Origin of the sequence: Wolbachia endosymbiont (group A) of Rhinocyllus conicus, from assembly GCF_947250775.1 — a bacterium.
Lineage (GTDB): Bacteria > Pseudomonadota > Alphaproteobacteria > Rickettsiales > Anaplasmataceae > Wolbachia.
The window spans coordinates 744,748-761,359 of sequence record NZ_OX366349.1 but is presented as its reverse complement, the minus strand read 5'-3'; the positions used below and the strand labels follow the sequence as shown (position 1 = coordinate 761,359).

At 34.8% G+C, this 16,612-nt stretch carries 15 protein-coding genes; 6 read left to right on the top strand and 9 right to left on the bottom strand.

Going from position 1 to position 16,612, the window contains the following annotated elements; genetic code table 11:
* Window positions 1-24 precede the first annotated feature (24 nt).
* The 7 genes from OOK92_RS03850 to OOK92_RS03820 form a co-directional block, all read right to left on the bottom strand.
* Window positions 25-249 (bottom strand): gpW family protein, encoded by a 225-nt coding sequence (locus tag OOK92_RS03850; protein ID WP_264736301.1) that lies wholly within the window; start codon window positions 247-249, stop codon window positions 25-27.
* A complete protein-coding gene (locus OOK92_RS03845) occupies window positions 242-2,068 on the bottom strand; it encodes a phage terminase large subunit family protein (RefSeq protein ID WP_264736300.1) in 1,827 nt (608 codons plus the stop codon). Before OOK92_RS03845 ends, OOK92_RS03850 begins: the two co-directional genes overlap by 8 nt.
* Window positions 2,065-3,549 carry an ankyrin repeat domain-containing protein gene (locus tag OOK92_RS03840; protein WP_264736299.1) on the bottom strand — a complete coding sequence of 495 codons (1,485 nt, stop codon included), beginning with the start codon at window positions 3,547-3,549 and terminating at the stop codon, window positions 2,065-2,067. Before OOK92_RS03840 ends, OOK92_RS03845 begins: the two co-directional genes overlap by 4 nt.
* A 19-nt stretch (window positions 3,550-3,568) precedes the next feature.
* On the bottom strand, window positions 3,569-4,054 hold the full coding sequence (locus OOK92_RS03835; RefSeq protein ID WP_264736298.1) for a hypothetical protein: 486 nt from the start codon (window positions 4,052-4,054) through the stop codon (window positions 3,569-3,571).
* Between the two features lie 28 nt (window positions 4,055-4,082).
* Window positions 4,083-5,288: a DNA modification methylase gene (locus OOK92_RS03830; protein ID WP_264736297.1), complete on the bottom strand. Its 1,206-nt coding sequence runs from the start codon at window positions 5,286-5,288 to the stop codon at window positions 4,083-4,085.
* Window positions 5,289-5,397: 109 nt separating this feature from the next.
* Window positions 5,398-5,874, bottom strand: a complete 477-nt coding sequence (locus OOK92_RS03825) for a crossover junction endodeoxyribonuclease RuvC (RefSeq protein ID WP_264736296.1) — start codon at window positions 5,872-5,874, stop codon at window positions 5,398-5,400.
* Window positions 5,875-5,902: 28 nt separating this feature from the next.
* Complete coding sequence (locus OOK92_RS03820; RefSeq protein ID WP_264736295.1) at window positions 5,903-6,598, bottom strand: AAA family ATPase; 696 nt, start codon at window positions 6,596-6,598, stop codon at window positions 5,903-5,905.
* Between the two features lie 337 nt (window positions 6,599-6,935).
* Between OOK92_RS03820 and OOK92_RS03815 the strand changes: the two genes are divergently transcribed.
* The 6 genes from OOK92_RS03815 (at window position 6,936) to OOK92_RS03790 (ending at window position 14,276) form a co-directional block, all read left to right on the top strand.
* Window positions 6,936-8,996, top strand: a complete 2,061-nt coding sequence (locus tag OOK92_RS03815; protein ID WP_264735728.1) for an AAA family ATPase — start codon at window positions 6,936-6,938, stop codon at window positions 8,994-8,996.
* Between the two features lie 1,026 nt (window positions 8,997-10,022).
* Window positions 10,023-10,544, top strand: a complete 522-nt coding sequence (locus OOK92_RS03810; protein WP_179947489.1) for an RNA polymerase sigma factor — start codon at window positions 10,023-10,025, stop codon at window positions 10,542-10,544.
* Between the two features lie 58 nt (window positions 10,545-10,602).
* On the top strand, window positions 10,603-11,418 hold the full coding sequence (locus OOK92_RS03805) for an ATP-binding protein (RefSeq protein WP_264735730.1): 816 nt from the start codon (window positions 10,603-10,605) through the stop codon (window positions 11,416-11,418).
* A 21-nt stretch (window positions 11,419-11,439) separates the two neighbouring features.
* Window positions 11,440-12,246 carry a helicase RepA family protein gene (locus OOK92_RS03800; protein WP_264735731.1) on the top strand — a complete coding sequence of 269 codons (807 nt, stop codon included), beginning with the start codon at window positions 11,440-11,442 and terminating at the stop codon, window positions 12,244-12,246.
* A gap of 32 nt (window positions 12,247-12,278) precedes the next feature.
* Entirely contained in the window at window positions 12,279-12,770 is a 492-nt protein-coding gene (locus OOK92_RS03795) for a hypothetical protein (protein ID WP_264735733.1), read from the top strand.
* A gap of 27 nt (window positions 12,771-12,797) precedes the next feature.
* The gene (locus tag OOK92_RS03790) at window positions 12,798-14,276 is read left to right on the top strand and encodes an AAA family ATPase (RefSeq protein ID WP_264735734.1); all 1,479 of its coding nucleotides are present in this window, start codon (window positions 12,798-12,800) and stop codon (window positions 14,274-14,276) included.
* On the opposite strand, the gene OOK92_RS03785 is transcribed toward OOK92_RS03790, so the two are convergent.
* Together OOK92_RS03785 and OOK92_RS03780 are read right to left on the bottom strand one after the other, a co-directional pair.
* On the bottom strand, window positions 14,266-15,405 hold the full coding sequence (locus tag OOK92_RS03785; protein WP_264735735.1) for a hypothetical protein: 1,140 nt from the start codon (window positions 15,403-15,405) through the stop codon (window positions 14,266-14,268). The genes OOK92_RS03790 and OOK92_RS03785 overlap by 11 nt on opposite strands.
* A complete protein-coding gene (locus OOK92_RS03780) occupies window positions 15,347-16,597 on the bottom strand; it encodes a hypothetical protein (RefSeq protein WP_264735736.1) in 1,251 nt (416 codons plus the stop codon). Before OOK92_RS03780 ends, OOK92_RS03785 begins: the two co-directional genes overlap by 59 nt.
* Between the last annotated feature and the right edge of the window lie 15 nt (window positions 16,598-16,612).

Sequence of the window (16,612 nt, the reverse complement as noted above, 5' to 3'; positions counted from 1 at the left end):
GATTCCTTTCAACGATTTTCATCATTATATGATCCCCTTACTCGTTGAAAAAACAATCTTTCTCTTCGGCTTCATTCCAGCAATCTTTAGTTCACTTTTGATGCGTTGTCTGAGGCTGAGCAAGTCATTTATCTGTACTTCAGCATATCTCACAACATGATCACCATATGCAATTGATACCACTCTTTCGCCACTCTGAAGCTTCTTTATTGCTTGTTCAACTTGAAACAAATACTCTTCGTTATACATTTTTCAACCACTTACTCTGTCTTACTTTTTTAGGCTTTTTACTTTCCATTTTTCCACTCAAACTATTCCATTTACTCTCTGGCCATCTGTCTACTCCCAGTGCTATCGATGCTGCTCTTGCGTAAATTCGGCAATCTAGTACTTCATTTCTTTCTCTTACCTTTTGCCACTCTTGTTTAGTGTATCCTTTTACTACCTTGCTGACTAATTGCTCTGCCGTTAGCTGCTTAAAATATTCAGGTGCATACTCAGGAAAATGACAATATCCTGCTGGAGCTTCTTCACCTTCTTTCAAAATATTAAGTAATTGAAAAAGCTCTGACTTTAATATCGATACTCCAACTGGCCAGAGCTTTATTCCTCTTTTCAGCTTTTGACCACCAACTGTTATATCTACTCTACTTGGGCTGCTAAGTGGCACTAGAGCTTTATTTACACCTTTTACTGCCATTACTCTTCCAGAGCCTTGATGACTCCTTACCCAATTATACACTTCCTGCGTTGCATACCCTGCATCAACCGCCATCATGCTTATCATGTATTCAAGCCCATTTTCACCAATAAAATGATGATTTAAGAGCTCAGAGAGTTTTCCCCATACTTCCCTACCTCCTGTATCTCCTTCAAATACTCGGTAGTCTATTGACCAACTTTCACGGCTTTTTCCCCATGCTACAACTTCTACTTCTAAACGATCTTTTTGGACATCAACACCTGCAGTAAGTACCACTTCTCTCCTTGGTACTGTGCCAATCTGAAAAAATTCTCTCCTGTTAAATAATTGCTTCCAATCAGGTACTTCTCCTTTATCTACCCAAGTTTCTCCTAAAGTGGTATTTATCCAAACTTTTAGTAATTGTTCACTTTCCTTTGCATGGAGAAAATCCTCTACTGCTTGTTGCCAACTATACCAGCCAACTGGACTATAAAGACTTGAAAGATGAAATCCTTTTTTCTCACCTTTTACTCTATTAGTAGGCCTCCATTCTCCACGCTCAAGCATCTCTGTCTTTTGATGATTTTCTATCTTTTTACCACATTCTATACATATATAGTGTGCTGTATTTGGATTTTTATCTTCCCATTTTATTTGTGACCATTTTAATATTTGGTAATAATTACAATGCGGACATGGTACAAAAAAATATCTCTTATCTGTTGCTTCAAATTCTTTCTCAATTCTGCTTATTCCATGAATCGTTGGTGTTGATACTAAAAAAATCTTTCGCCGTGCAAATGTATTGGTACGAGCTATGCTGAGTAAAACTGGATCTCCTTCACCTCCTGAATCTCCTGGATAGGCATCAATCTCATCAAGAAAGAGATATTTTACTGGCATAGAGCGAAGTCCTACACTGCTATTTGCTCCAGTTATTACTACTATTCCACCTGGAAACTCCTTACTTTGCACAGTATTGCCCGAATCTCTTGACCTTGGGTCTTTTACTTTACTTTTTAAACATGGTGTACTCTCTATTAACGGTGCAAATCTTCCCTTTGACCAACGCTTTCCCATTTCAACTGTTGGCTGTACTACCAGCATTGGACCAGGAGTCTGATCTATGATGTAGCCAATCCAATTGTTACCAGCTTCTGTTCCCCCAATCTGCGCTCCTTTCATGAATACTATTTTCTCTGCTGGTGAAGATGGAGATAGTGAATCCATGATTTCTTTTAAATAAGGAGTTCTTTCCGTTCTCCATTTACCTGGCTCTGATGCTGCAGTTGGAGCTAAAACTCGATACTCATTCGCCCACTCTGACACTTTAAGCTGCGGATCTGGTCTTAAACCTTCAGAAAAAGCTCTAGCGTATATCATTGTCTGCATCTACTCATAACTGGTTCTATCTCAACATCATTAACAGTAGAACTACACTCCTCCAATTCCATAAACATCTTTTTCTGAAATTCGTTTTCTATATATCTTTTGCTCATCTCACTTATCATTATTGCTATAACAAGCGCAAATACCCCTGTTATTGTTGCAAAAATGATTGCACTGCTTATTGTTGTTGTTATCAACCCTATATATACTGCTACTGCTATTGCGCTGACTGTAGTATAGATGCAGATAATATTATTGTGTTTTTTCGTCCTTTTATCTGCTATTTCTCTCTGTGCTATATATTTATTATGAAGGGTTGGAAAATTAACAACGGTATCTCTGCAGAGCAAAGACCCATTTTTTTCAGTAAACAAAACTTTAAGTAACTCTAAATTGTTTGATTTGATTGCTAAGTGAAAAACAGGTGTATAATTTGCCCCTTTTTTCAGCAATAACTTTACTACATGTAAATGCCCTTTTTCCGCAGCAAGGTAAATCGGTGATAAACCTTTATTATTTACAATATCAATATCGATTTCTTCTTTTAAAATTGCATCTACAAGCTCAATTTCTCCCATTTGTGCAGCTAAATGGAGTAGACTATTCTTTTCAGAACCGTATTTATTACTCATCAAAGCCTTCTTTATCTCAGGTTTAGCGTAATCAAATGGTGTTTTACCGCTATCGTCTTTTACCAGAGGGTCTATATCTTCTCGCGTTAGTAAAACTTCTATTGTTTTCAGTCTTTCAGCATAATGTAGTGGTGTTTTATTTTCGTAGTCCTGCAAATTTACTTGAGCATTAGGCTCCTTTATTAAGGATTTGAGGATATCAAGACATAAGTCTCTTTCATCGTAATTAGCATTACTTACAGCTATATGCACAGGTGACAATTTCATTGAGTTTTGTCCCATGCGTGCACTATTCACATCTGCTCCAAGCTTCAGCAGTAACTTTACTATCTCCAACTTTTTATTATTAACTGCATAGTGCATTGGTGTCTGATTTCGTGCATCAAAGACATCTATTTCAGCTTTTCCTTCTCTTATCAAAATCTTTACAACTTCTGCATGTCCTATGCCTGCTGCTAGATGTAATGGAGTATGGTGCAAAGCATTTCGTACATTAACGTCAATACCTTTTCCTATCAAATATCTAACTGCATTAACTTCACCTATCATTGCAGCTAAATGAAGTAAACTATCTTGTTCTGACCCGTACTTGTTATTAATTAGCGCTTGTAATATTTCTGCTTTTTTCCCTTCTTTGGCGTAATCAAGAGATGTTTTACCTTCATTATCCTCCACAAAAGGATTAATATTCTTTTTTGTGAGTAACAAATCCACCATGCTTAATTCGTCAAATTCTATAGCGCAATGTAGTGGGGTTTTTCCATTTAATCCTCTAACATTAACATCTAATCCAGGTTGATTAATGAGACACTTTATTAACTCTAAACTTAAGTTATCAGCCATTTTATATTCAAAATCTTTCTTATATTTGAAATTTAGTATTAGATAATTCTTGTAATGAGTTTGTAATCTCTTCAGTTAGCGCCATATGAATCTTTTCAGTGTCACTTAGTGATGCAAGCAATGCTGAAACTCTATTTGGAATATTAAGTAAATTATTACGGACAACTCTTGCTACATTAAATGCATCGCGCTTTACTTCTTCTACTGCTACAAGTTCTCCTATCTCAGCCCTAGCTTTTGCCTCAAGAAGTTTACCTCGTTCCATTTCATTTTTTATTCGAGTTTTTAGCAACATCGTGGAAAGGTTACTTGTATTTTCGTTTTCTGGATTTTTCCTCCTCAGTGGCTGACTTGGATCTCTTATTGCCGCTACTGCTTCATTTGCTTGTTCTCTATTGATCAAACTATCCTCCAACTTAACTATTCCTTTTTTTACTAAATAACAGACATATTGCTTTGATACTCCTATCTCTCTTGCCCATTCCGTCTGCGTGATTTTTTCCACTCTTTTCCTCCTCTCTTTTTGCTCCTTTTTACGAATTTTCTTCTTGAATTTCTGCAAAAGTTTTACCAGTACTGGCTAAAAGGGCATCTCTTCCTGTATATATTTGCCAACGTTTTATGGTTACATCTACAAATTTTGAATCTAGCTCTATTGTCCTACAAATTCTTCCTGTTCTCTCACATGCAATCAGTGTACTTCCAGAACCGCTAAATGGATCAAGTACTATGTCTCCTGATCTGCTGCTGTTTACTATTGCTCTCTCCATTAGCTCTACTGGCTTCATTGTTGGATGTAATGAGTTATGTGTTGGCTTATCATAAAACCACAGATCACTTTGATTTCTACCACCATGCCACTCACGTTTATTGCCGCTTTTCCATCCATAGAGCATTGCTTCGTATTGTCTTTGATAATCTGATCTTCCTAGCGTAAAGTGATTCTTTGCCCAAATGATAAATGTTGACCATTTTCCTCCTGCCTCCTCAAATGCTTTTTGCAACGTTGAAAACTCTGATGATGATATGCAAATGTAAATTGCACCTTTCGTATATGCTAAAATATGGGAACAGATATCGTAGAGAAAAAGTTCGTACTTTTCACCTTGATTATCGTTTAATATTTTTTTATCTTGGCTACCACCATAATCAACATTATATGGAGGATCACAAACAGTAATGTCTGCCATTTTATCATCTAACAGCGCTTTATATGATTCAACTACAGAGCTATCACCACAATAGATTTTATGATCACCTAAAATCCATAGATCACCTGGTTTTGTTACTTGTTTGTCATCAATAGCTAAGTCAGAAAGATCTTCTTTTTCACTATCTAAATCATCAAGGAAATGTTGAACTTTTTCTAATTCAAATCCAGTCATTTTAAGATCAAACTGTAAATCTTCTAACTCTTGAATTTCCACTTTTAAAAGCTCATCATCCCACTTTGCCCAATTAGCTGATTGATTTGCCAGTAATCGAAAAGCTTTGGTTTGTGGTTCATTTAGATTATCACTTAAGACCACTGGAATACTTTCCATACCAAGTTTTCTTGCTGCTTTAAGTCTTAAATGACCATCAACCACAGTTCCATCGCTTTTTGCAACTATTGGTATACGAAAGCCAAATTCCCGAATAGAAGCACACATTCTATTTACTACGTCATCATTTTTACGAGGATTACGCTTATATTCGACGAGGTTTTCAACAGGATAATAGTGGATTGCTAAATTCATATAATTGCTATACTAATTAAAAAGTTAATATTTAAAATATGTCTGACGCTAAAGAAGGCCTGGGGTCAGCACCACCAAACCCGCCATTATGGCCGAAAGGACCCACTTTTTATGGTATTTTTAATGTGTTAAAATCTTTACTGAGATTCATAGCGTAAAACATTAATGCCAAAGCATCAGATTCATTATCATCTTTAGGCAAAAAACCTTTTTCCTTTACAGCTTCAATAACTTCACTCTTACTTGCATTGCCTTTGCCTGCTATAAAGCGTTTGATAGTTTTAACATTAACACCTTTGTACGGCACATGATGTTCTTCACACCAAGCAGAGAGAACAGCCAAAAACCCACCGTAGCAATGCGCTGCATCAGTTCCTAGGTGTCTTCTCACTTCTTCAAAATACACTGCTTCAATGTTTGAGAACTTTTCCTTCATTTCATTTAGCCAGCTACGAAAATTTAAGAAGTGCATTCCACCTCCGCTAAAACGGCTACCATGAAAACTTTTGCTTCCACTTTCAATTACTCCATCTGTTAGAATTGCCCAGCCCGTTTGCTTGCCAAGGTCCAGTGTTAGGATTGACATATTATTTTCTAAAATTTAAAGAACTTATCTATAGCTTGCCGGCAAATAAAGTCTTTTGCGGTAAAATTTCTACATGTACGTTATTTTTTTTCTCTAGATAGTTACTTTTTTCATCTAGATAAGCGTGTATATGAAATTCTATTGTATCACGCCATACTTCTCCTATTGACCCATGTTTACACAACAAAACAGAACTATTAACTTCTCTTGCTATATAAGCACAGCACCTATGAATAAACTGTCTAACATGAGAATTATTATTTTCATCGCCTCCAAATAAGTCTAATGCCTTATCTAGCACTACAAGTTTAGGTTTAAATGATTTAATATCACTAAGTAATTCATTAAATAGAGGAGTGAGTGTTCCTACATTATTGTTATTAAAAGTCATTAATAAATTTTCTTTACCAAATAGGGAAATCATTTTCATTCTGTCAAGGTTGCTTATTTCACAACTTTTATTGATTTTATATTGACGGCATAATAGTTCGGTTTCATCATATTCTGAAAATACTCCATAAACTTTAGCTGGTAAAAAACTTGTACCTGACCACTGTTGACCAGTTGCAATAGCTGTCATTAATTCTTGAACTAAAAAAGATTTATTTGTTCCGCGTTCACCAAAAAAAGAGGAGAGACTTCCAATGGCAAGCCAATCTTGCATAATAAATTCTTTATATGGAGATGAGTTCTTTAAAGTTGAAAAATCTATTGCTTTTATCATAAAATCACCAAAACATTGACTATAAGTAGCACTGATTCCAAAATATCGTCTGGTTCCTACAACGTACTATCAAAAAGCGGTTTATAGTTTTTTTGTTGGCCAACAACGGAAATCCAAGAATCTTATGCTACTTAACTAGAGAGAGGTTGCATTTCATTCTCCCCTTAATAATATAAGTTCAACTTTTTTCGAAAAAGTGTTCAGTTTTTTTGTTCTCTTGTTTCATCAATAAACTCACCAGAAAATTTTATAAACCATTGCAATAGTTGCAACTGCTGTACGTGTACACTTCTTCAAAAAACATTGAACTATATTAATTAAGGCAACTGGAGAGTTTATGTATTCACAGGATCATTTTTCAACAAAAGGGACAGCAGACCTAAAAACACAGCTTTTACAAAATATCAGATCTTGTCTTTCGTACTTATTACCTTACGGAACTTTTCACAAAAATGAGTTTCAAGTAGGTGATATCTGGGGTAATAAAGGAAAAAGTTTAAGAGTAGAACTGAGTGGCAGTAGAGCCGGTCTATGGAATGATTTTGCAACTGGAGAAGGTGGTGATATTATCGACCTTTGGGCAGCTGTGCATAGAAAGAATGCAAGGACAGAGTTTTCTGAGGTAATAGTTTCAATAAGCGAATGGCTTGGCAAACAACACACTAGAGAAAAAAAGAGTATCAAAGATCTAGAACAGTACATGACTTACAGCTGGAATTATTACGATGAAGACAACCAGATTATAGTTATAGTTTACCGTTATGACCCTCCTGAAGGAAAGAAAGAATATCGTCCATTTGATGTTAAAACGTTTAATTATGCTTCACCAGAAATAAGGCCTCTATATAATATACCAGGCATTTTAAAATCTGATAAAGTTGTTCTAGTTGAAGGAGAAAAATGTGCTGAAGCGCTGATAGAACAAGGAATTACTGCAACAACAGCGATGTCTGGAGCAAATGCACCTATTGAGAAAACAGATTGGACTCCACTTAAAGGTAAACACATTATTATATGGCCAGACAATGATGAAGCAGGTAATAAATACGCAAAAAATGCTGAAAAAAAGCTTTTAGAGATCGGAGTTGCATCACTTGTTGTTCTTAAGATTCCACAAGGTAAACCGAAAGGGTGGGATGCTGCAGATGGTGTACAAGAAGGTATAAATATTTCGGAATTCATCGAAAAAAAATCTACAAAAAAGCCACTTAACATTTTAGATTGGAGTGTGAGTCGTTATTTAGGTCCAGTACCAATACAAAGGTTTCTTGTTGAAGGTTTATTCCCTTTAGGTGTTACCTCAATAGTAGCTGCTATGGGAGATACAGGTAAAGGTATGCTTCTTCTTGATCTAGCACTTAAAGTTGCAAGTAACGCAGATCAAACATGCGGTTTTGGTCCACTTGTGACAGAACATGGATCAGTGGTAATTTTTTCAGCAGAAGATGATGCAGATGAAATACATCGTCGTCTCGATCGCCTTGATCCTGAAGGTAAAAGGGCAGAATATCAAGATAGGTTGTTTATTGTACCTATACCAAATACAGGAGAACCTTTTTCTGTAGTAAAAACTAATATGCGTGGCAAATGTCCTGAAATTTCAGAAAAGTTTGCAGATATCAGAGCACAATTAAGCTCGATTAACAATTTAAAACTTATTGTTTTTGATCCATTAACATCATTTGTCCATGCAGATATAAATGCGGATCCAGAGATGGGATGGTACACAATGGGGTTACTTGCTAGTTTGGCAAGTGAAACAGGAGCAACTACAATTGTAGCACATCACATGAGAAAACCTAAATGTGGAGGACCAATCACAACTGTAGAGCAAGCAAGAGAGGCAATAAGAGGAACTACTGCACTTGTTGATGGAGTTAGGTGTTCTTTTGCATTATGGCCTGCTTCTGCAGACAATCAAAACATTGTATTTGAGACATTCAAGATGAATAAAGTTAATAATGCAGTATATCAAGGAGCTATAGTTAAATCTAATGGGTCAACAGATAGGAGTATAAGAACTTACTTGCGTTCTTCAACTGGCTTGCTTGAGGATATATCTGAAGAATTTAAGCTCAAAAAAATATCTGATGAATACTTAAAAAAGATACTTGTGCAAGCTATAGCAGTTTCAGCAGAAGAAGGGCACCCATTTACGCATACAGGTGGACCAGGGGTGTTTAAACAGCGGCATAGATTACCAGCTGCATTTCATGATATTAGTAGGCATAAACTTGAATACCTAGCACAAAGCTTATTAAACGAGCGTAAGATAATTAAAGGCATGGCTACACACTCAAAAGAAGATAAGTGGCTTGATATACCAACAGGACCATTTGCTAAGGGTAAAGGTGATTTTAATGTAGGTGCAGGAAAGTTTGAAGTAGTTAACTTTTGAAAATTGTGAGCTTTTTTGTCTCTAGAAAGTACAGCAAAAATGATTTCCGGACTTACCCAATTTCCAACGTTTCCGGAGAATTTACCAAGTTTTGGAAATGAGATTGTATTGCAGCTAACTTATTGAAATTCGCCAACTTTCAGCTACTAAACATAAATAATGTTACGTTTCCATTTTTAAAAAATTTAGTCAATTTGGTAACACTCAAACCCGCTAGAATAGCTGCTTTCCAATTTCCGAAAACCTATATATTATATAATATATGTAAATAATACATACGTAGATATATAAAGTAATATAAATAAATATTAGAATAGAAACACATACTACTAGTGTCATGAAAACTAACAAGAAAAAATGCCAGTAATTATTTTTAAAACGATTCTTGACTTACTGAAACTTCAAACCTCATAAAAAGGCATTACTTTTACCAAAATTTTTATTTATTACCTGTGATTATGTTTTTTTTGTTGATTGCAGAGAAAATTTTTCAAGCCTAAAGAACAAATGGTTAGAGATTTTTTGAAAGGTCATTTCTGCAATAGCCAATTCTTGTTACCTCTACCATAAGGACGGTGACAAAATTTCCTTACCCTTTAAAACTCTTTAAGAGGTCCTTATAAACACTATTTGTAATTCAGATAAAGAAGTCATCTTTTTTTTAATTAATGCTTGTAAATCTCTTAAAAGCTCAAATAGAAGGCATTCTAAACAATTCTATTGTTACAAAATAAACTTACAAGTAAGTTTACCGTTATTTTTATTCACTGTAAAGAAAAAAAATTTATATGAATGCCTTATTGAGAAAACTTAAAACGGAAATAACTCAAAGAAGAACTAGTCTCCAATATAAAAACATCTATAAGTATGTCTGAACAAATTTTGCAGATGGGGGATGCTTTAACAAAAAACACCTGAATATCAATAAGTTAATTTTTCTACATAGGGGACTGAGTTTCTTCCATGCCCTGCAAGATTGAGTCAATAGACTTCATTCTTAAGCCATATAACTGTTTATGGAGCTTTATGAAGTCTAAAAATAAATACTCTAAGATTAATTATATATTAGTTAAAAAGGTAAGAGATTATGCTAAATACATGAAGTCTTTCAGATGTTTTGCTCATGACACTCTTGAAGATATAGAACAAGAACTTTTTTGTGAGATCTGGCCTTGCCTCGAGCAACATGAGAAAAGCAAAAGCAGTTTTTCCTACTTTGCAGACAAAGTGATCAAAAATCGTGTTGTTAACCTTATAAACAAAAAACAACGTATGAAATATGGTGGAGATATTACCTTTCTTGACAATGAAATCTTGGATAGTTTAGTTGATAAAAATTGTGATTTTGAAAGCAAAGTTGCAGCATGTTCAGATGTTGAAGATCTTATTAAACAGTTACCACCACGTTGGCAAGATCTTTGTGAAAAACTCAAAGTTTATAATGTAGCTGAAGTTTCTGAAATTACTGGTTTATCGAGAACAACCATCTACAAGATTCTTAAACGAATAGGTGAAAAATTTCCACATCTAAAAACTTATATCTCGTAAAAAATAGTGAACACATATGCGCTAAATGTTGAACTTATATATATAGGGGGTAAAAACTATGACTCTAAAAATAATAAATAACGAAGAAAGAATAAAAACAGTCACAGGTGTGAAAATGGTAATCTTTGGACCTTATGGAATCGGTAAAACTAGCCTGCTTAAAACTCTTGTTGAATCGACAACGCTTTGCCTTGATTTTGAAGCAGGACTTCTTGCTGTTCAGGATTGGAAAGGAGATTCAATCAATATTCGCACTTGGAATGAAGCTAGAGACATTGCTTGTCTTATTGGTGGGCCTAATCCTGCGCTGAGGTCTGATCAAGCATACAGCCAAAGACACCATGAACATGTATCTGGTAAGTATAAAAATCTTCTTTCTGAAGTTTCTAAATACCGATGCATCTTTGTGGACAGTATAACCGTTGCTTCACGTTTATGTCTATTATGGGCAAAAATGCAACCTGAAGCTTTTTCTGAGAGATCGGGAAAACAGGATATGAGAGCTGCCCATGGATTACTTGCTCAAGAGATGATGGCTTGGCTCAATCAATTTCAACATATCAGAGACAAAGACACTATCATAGTTGGAACATTAGGTCAATATCTCGATGACTGCAATCGTCCAATTTGGCTACCTCAATGTGAAGGAGCTAAAACCGCTAGTGAGATTCCAGGCATTGTTGATGAGGTGATCAGCATGGTTGGAATTAAGAAAGATAATGGCACAGAAGTACGTTCATTTGTCTGTCATAACATTAATTCTTGGGGATACCCAGCTAAAGATCGAAGTGGTTGCCTTAATATGGTTGAAGAGCCGCATCTGGGTAAATTACTTGCGAAAATTAAAGCCAAAACTTTGGCTCCTATTGTTTAATTAAAAATTGGAGAAATTATTATGGAACAAAGCTTTTTCAATATCGGTCAAAAAATTCCCTTTTTCAGTGTGAAAGAATACTTGAATGATCAATCGCCAATACCAGAAGATATAATTTCACCAAGGATTTTAACAAAAAGAGGTCTATTGGTGCTGGGTGGCCCACCTAAAATCGGCAAAAGTGACTTTTTGATCTCTTGGCTTGTTTACATGGCTGCTGGTAGATCATTTCTCGGTATGACACCAAGTAGACCTTTGAAAATCTTCTACATGCAAACTGAAATTGAGTATGAATATATGAAAGAACGGTTGCAACAACTTCAACTGGATAACGAACTTTTGAATGTAGCTGCCAATAACTTAATTATCACGCCAAGAGTGCAATTATCATTTAGTAGTGAAGAAATAGATGAAATTAAAAATGTTGTTAAAGAGCGTTTCAAACCTGATATTATTGCGATTGATCCTCTTCGTAACATTTTTAACTCAAGTGAATATGGTAATGAAAATGACAACAGCGCTATGCTATTCTTTTTGCAAAAAACGCTTGAAAGACTGAGGAACATTATTAATCCAGATGCAGGTATAATCCTCACCCACCACACAAAAAAACTGTCCAAAAAGATGCTGGAAGAAGATCCATTTCAAGGCCTAAGCGGTGCTGGATCTTTACGTGGATTTTATAGCACTGGCATGGTGATGTTTGCTCATGATGAAGAAAGCACTACCCGTCAAATAGTGTTTGAGCTGCGAAATGGTGAACGTGTGGCAAGCAAGCTTGTCGATAAGATAAATGGTCGTTGGAAACTTGTAGACCAATGGAGTTGATTCTTTTTTTTACTTAATTTATAGGGAACAATATGCTAACAGATTTTTTAACTGATTTTAATAACGCGAAACTGCAGAGCAGTCTAATACCGAGAGGTACAACAGTCAAGGTAAAAATGGCAATAAAGCCTGGAGGTTATGAAAATTGGTTCACGAAAAGCTACACTACTGGCAGCATCTATTTAAACGCTGAATTTACTGTCACTGAAGGTCTATATGCAAAACGTAAGATTTTTCAAGTAATTGGCATTAAAAGTGGCAAAGCAAGCGTTGAAGAAGAAGATGTTTGGGCAGAATCTGGTCGTTCTATGCTTAGAAGTATTTTAGAGTCAGCACGGAACATTCATTCAAATGACACTTCAGAAAAAGCAGTTATTGCTAGAAAAGTCAACTCTATAGCTGATTTTAACGGGTTAGAGTTTACTGCAAAAGTTGGTATTGAAGCTGATCGATATGGAGAAAAAAACAAGATTGCTACGGTTATTATCCCAGAGCAACCTGAAGTTGATTGGGTGCCATTTTAAATTGTGTCTTTTAGAATTGGAGGACTTATGGAATTTTGTATTACTGGAGAAATGGAATTTTTACTACTGCATAACATCAAAGCATGTTTATTTTATTTACTGCCTGGCGGTAAATTTTTCAAGAAGAAATTCTATATTGGAAATATCAGTGGAGATCAAATTATAGTTGAAGTTGCAGGCGGTAAGATAGGAAGCTGGTATGGCCTAAATAGTGGAAACAATGGTAATATTGTCACACTTTGGAGTTTAGTTGCTGATAAAGCTGGACTTTCTGGAGTTATAAACAAATGGCTCAATAAACATATAACTGCAAGATATAGTTATCTTGACGAGAATAACAAAGTGATAGCATATGCATATCTCTACAGAAACAATTACAGACATGTTTGGTATCCGAAAACTTCTGGCAAGGGCTTAAAACCACTATATAACATACCTGGTATTATTAGGTCCAATGAGCTAGTAATAGTAAAAGGAGAGAAAAGAGCTGAAGCCTTAATAGAGCACGGAATTATGGCAACAACTGTGATGCTTGGTGTATATGGATCTATCAGTGAAACTGATTGGTCTGTATTAACTGGTAAACAAGTAATAATTTTGCCGGATAAGGATGAAAAATATGCTGAAAAGATTGCTGCTGAACTAGCTAATTTAGGAATATTGCACAGTATACCTGAGGGGTATGAAGAAGGGATAGATGTGAAACAACTATTTGCATCAAACCAAATGAATATACAAGCATTTCCAGCTAGACAATATTTAAAAGATAAATCCCCATTACCAAAAGACATAATTTCACCAAGGATTTTAACGCCTGGAGGAATGCTATTACTAGGAGGAGCACCAAAAGTAGGAAAAACCGACCTCTTACTCTCTTGGTTAGCATATATGTCCGCAGGATTACCATTTTTAGGCATGATTCCATCTAAACCATTGAAAATATTCTATCTTCAAACTGATATTGAGTATCACTACATTAAGGAGCGGCTGCAACAACTGGAATTTGATGAAAAATCTTTAGAATTAGTATCAGAAAATTTAATTATTACTCCAAAGACAAAGCTACTTTTAGATTCTGAAGGAGTAGAAAAAATCGGTAATATTATGGCAAAAACATTAAATGTAAAAGAAGTAGATATTATTGCTATAGATACGCTACGCAGTATTTTTGATTTTAATAAATACAAAGAAGAGAATAGCAATAGCTCCGTGTTCTGTTTTTTTAAAGATAGAGTTGAAAAGTTACGAGCGATGACAAACCCTAGATGTGGTATTATCTTAACGCACAATACCAAAAAAGTATCAAAGAGATCATTGTCAGAAGAGCCATTTCAAAGTTTCAGCGGTGCTTCTGCCTTAAGGAGTTTATATACTTCAGGCGTGATGATGATGAAAGATAATGAACAACACAAATTGATATTTGAACTGAGAAATGGTGAATCTATTCCAGCTATGCAGATTAGCAAAGTAAATAGCCAGTGGTGCAGCACTTGTGCTACTTCTTAAGGCTGAGAGTGGAAGGATTAAGTCTATAGCCATATTCCTTGATACCTATTCCAGACCATGGTAGAGTTTGAATAATATCATCTCTTTTTACATTCATGCCTAAGGTTATAGCTAACTTATCTACCATGGTTCTTTGCATTCTATTTATCGGTTTACGAATTTGTTGTTCAGCATCGGAAATATTTCCCAGGTAATCTGCAATTTGTTCAATAGTTAATGCTTTATGTTGCCCTGAAGAAATGCCTTCTTTAAAATCGCACCAGAATTGTTCAAGAAGAACAAAAAAGATATTCATTCCTAACTTAGATTGCTTATTGACAACCTCTATGTCATTGATATAAATGCCACCGTTTTTGATTCGTAATTGCAGAATCTTTTCTTGAGTTGCTAGTTTGGTTTGTTGTAGTGGAATATAAGGATAGCAATTTAGCGCCTGAAAAGAAACGTTAGGTAATAACTTTGGTACTCCTTTTTCAACTGTTTCATTTAATATTTCATTTAAAGTTCGATATCCACAAATTAAATCAGCCATGGGAATAATGTACAGGTTTAACAATGGTTTAAGGTTTTTTTCATTGAAACTGATCAAAACAGTAGGATTAGTTTTGAGCTTATCTAAAGTTAGATATGATTTATCAGAACAACAATCCGGAATAATTAAGCTGACAAGGCTTGTGCCAACAATAACATAATAAACCCCTGTTGCTACTTTATTCGAAGTGATGTTCAAATTTGCCAATTGTTCTTCAAACCATTCAATAACTTTCAAATGATTAACATTTATCTCTAGAGAATGGTAACGTTGCTTCTCATAGGTATCAGGCAGGATATCACGATTACATAGGTCACACATTATTGGGTCATCATATTCCTCATCGTAGTCACTTGCGATTTCTAGTCTATTGTTACAGAAAGAATCTATTACACGAAAATCAGAATCATCTGTATCATTAGCACAGACTATAAAATAATATTCTCTTAAACTTAAAAACCCAAGGCTTGATAAGTATTGTGCAACTTCTAAAAAATCCTGACTAGGTGAATCATGAGAAGTATTCCACTCAAGCAGGTTAGTAATTATTTGCCGATAGACAGTAGTATTGTGCTTTTGACAAGATGGTAAGTCCATACGTATTCCTAAACAACAACTTAAAATCTTCACGTTCTTTTTTATCAAGTACGTGCTCTGAGTAGTTAATTGCTATATAGCTTGAGTCCTGTACTCGAAAGGATAAAGTAACCTTTTTGTTTTTAAATATCACCTTCACATATTGAATAAGGGAGACCTCATGTAACACACTACCAACTGAAGGTTCTAATATGTTCAACCACTTTTCAACTTCATTTGTATTTAATGTAATAAAGGTCTGTGGTTTAGCTAAAGTAAGTTTAAGTTCACATATGCTAATATCATTAAGTCCTGATTTTGGTATACATGAACATAGGAAGGTACGTACTTGTGCCACTGTGTTTTGGCTATGTAAACTGACAAAAGAGCATTCAAGAGCAAAATAAAGGCTGACAATACTATTTGCTATTTTTAAACCGTGTTTAATATTTTTAGTGGATAAATGTACTTGATTAGCATTAGAAGAAAAATCAAAAATGATCCAATCAGGCTTATAACCATGTATTACTTTATTTAAACTTATCACAAAATCTTTATCTTTACTAGCACGTCGTATAAATAAGTAAATACTATTTTGGTAGTAAAAGAGTTCTTGAAACTGACTTTCAAAACTATCATTTTCTGAGAGATCATGCTGTTTTAATATTTCCTGTATTGTACTTTCTGATAAAAAATTCTTAAATGAAGTGGACTTTTGTCTTGGAGGATTTTTTAATACGAAAGGTAAAAACCCTTTTTTCTGTACTTGATTAAAGCAGAAAATTTGTTTTAGTAAGTTACGATTAGTTATAAAGAGAGTGAACAACAAGGACTTTTTGTCGTATTTGTTATTTTGTAGCAGAAATGACTTCAGAAGATCTTGGCCTAATACAGACTGTGCTACTTCAGCTATAGTTGTTTCTGATTTTGTACGACTAAAACGATTGACTAAATAATAATCAAACAGAGATTCAGAAATTTTAATAAGCATCTTGCGTTTTTGCTGAGTTGAAATATCATCGCATTTTTCGTAGTCTTTAAATAATTGCCTGTTTTGTTTATTCTGAAAGTAATGGTTAAAGATCACACTTAATTGTCTACCAGAAAGAGAATCAAGCCAACTTTCACGTAAACTTGGATTTTGAAAGTCCTTAAGCAAAAAGGATACTGGCATTTCTAAACTACTTTCCCAAAATTCTCTATTAGTTATCATATATCTAAAAGTAAG

Excerpts from the sequence above, each read along its gene's own strand:
- OOK92_RS03830 (WP_264736297.1), bottom strand. The coding sequence starts at position 5,288 with ATGAATTTAGCAATCCACTATTATCCTGTTGAAAACCTCGTCGAATAT.
- OOK92_RS03795 (WP_264735733.1), top strand. The coding sequence starts at position 12,279 with ATGCTAACAGATTTTTTAACTGATTTTAATAACGCGAAACTGCAGAGC.
- OOK92_RS03820 (WP_264736295.1), bottom strand. The coding sequence starts at position 6,598 with ATGATAAAAGCAATAGATTTTTCAACTTTAAAGAACTCATCTCCATAT.
- OOK92_RS03825 (WP_264736296.1), bottom strand. The coding sequence starts at position 5,874 with ATGTCAATCCTAACACTGGACCTTGGCAAGCAAACGGGCTGGGCAATT.
- OOK92_RS03810 (WP_179947489.1), top strand. The coding sequence starts at position 10,023 with ATGAAGTCTAAAAATAAATACTCTAAGATTAATTATATATTAGTTAAA.
- OOK92_RS03840 (WP_264736299.1), bottom strand. The coding sequence starts at position 3,549 with ATGGCTGATAACTTAAGTTTAGAGTTAATAAAGTGTCTCATTAATCAA.
- OOK92_RS03800 (WP_264735731.1), top strand. The coding sequence starts at position 11,440 with ATGGAACAAAGCTTTTTCAATATCGGTCAAAAAATTCCCTTTTTCAGT.
- OOK92_RS03845 (WP_264736300.1), bottom strand. The coding sequence starts at position 2,068 with ATGATATACGCTAGAGCTTTTTCTGAAGGTTTAAGACCAGATCCGCAG.
- OOK92_RS03790 (WP_264735734.1), top strand. The coding sequence starts at position 12,798 with ATGGAATTTTGTATTACTGGAGAAATGGAATTTTTACTACTGCATAAC.
- OOK92_RS03780 (WP_264735736.1), bottom strand. The coding sequence starts at position 16,597 with ATGATAACTAATAGAGAATTTTGGGAAAGTAGTTTAGAAATGCCAGTA.
- OOK92_RS03850 (WP_264736301.1), bottom strand. The coding sequence starts at position 249 with ATGTATAACGAAGAGTATTTGTTTCAAGTTGAACAAGCAATAAAGAAG.
- OOK92_RS03805 (WP_264735730.1), top strand. The coding sequence starts at position 10,603 with ATGACTCTAAAAATAATAAATAACGAAGAAAGAATAAAAACAGTCACA.
- OOK92_RS03815 (WP_264735728.1), top strand. The coding sequence starts at position 6,936 with ATGTATTCACAGGATCATTTTTCAACAAAAGGGACAGCAGACCTAAAA.
- OOK92_RS03785 (WP_264735735.1), bottom strand. The coding sequence starts at position 15,405 with ATGGACTTACCATCTTGTCAAAAGCACAATACTACTGTCTATCGGCAA.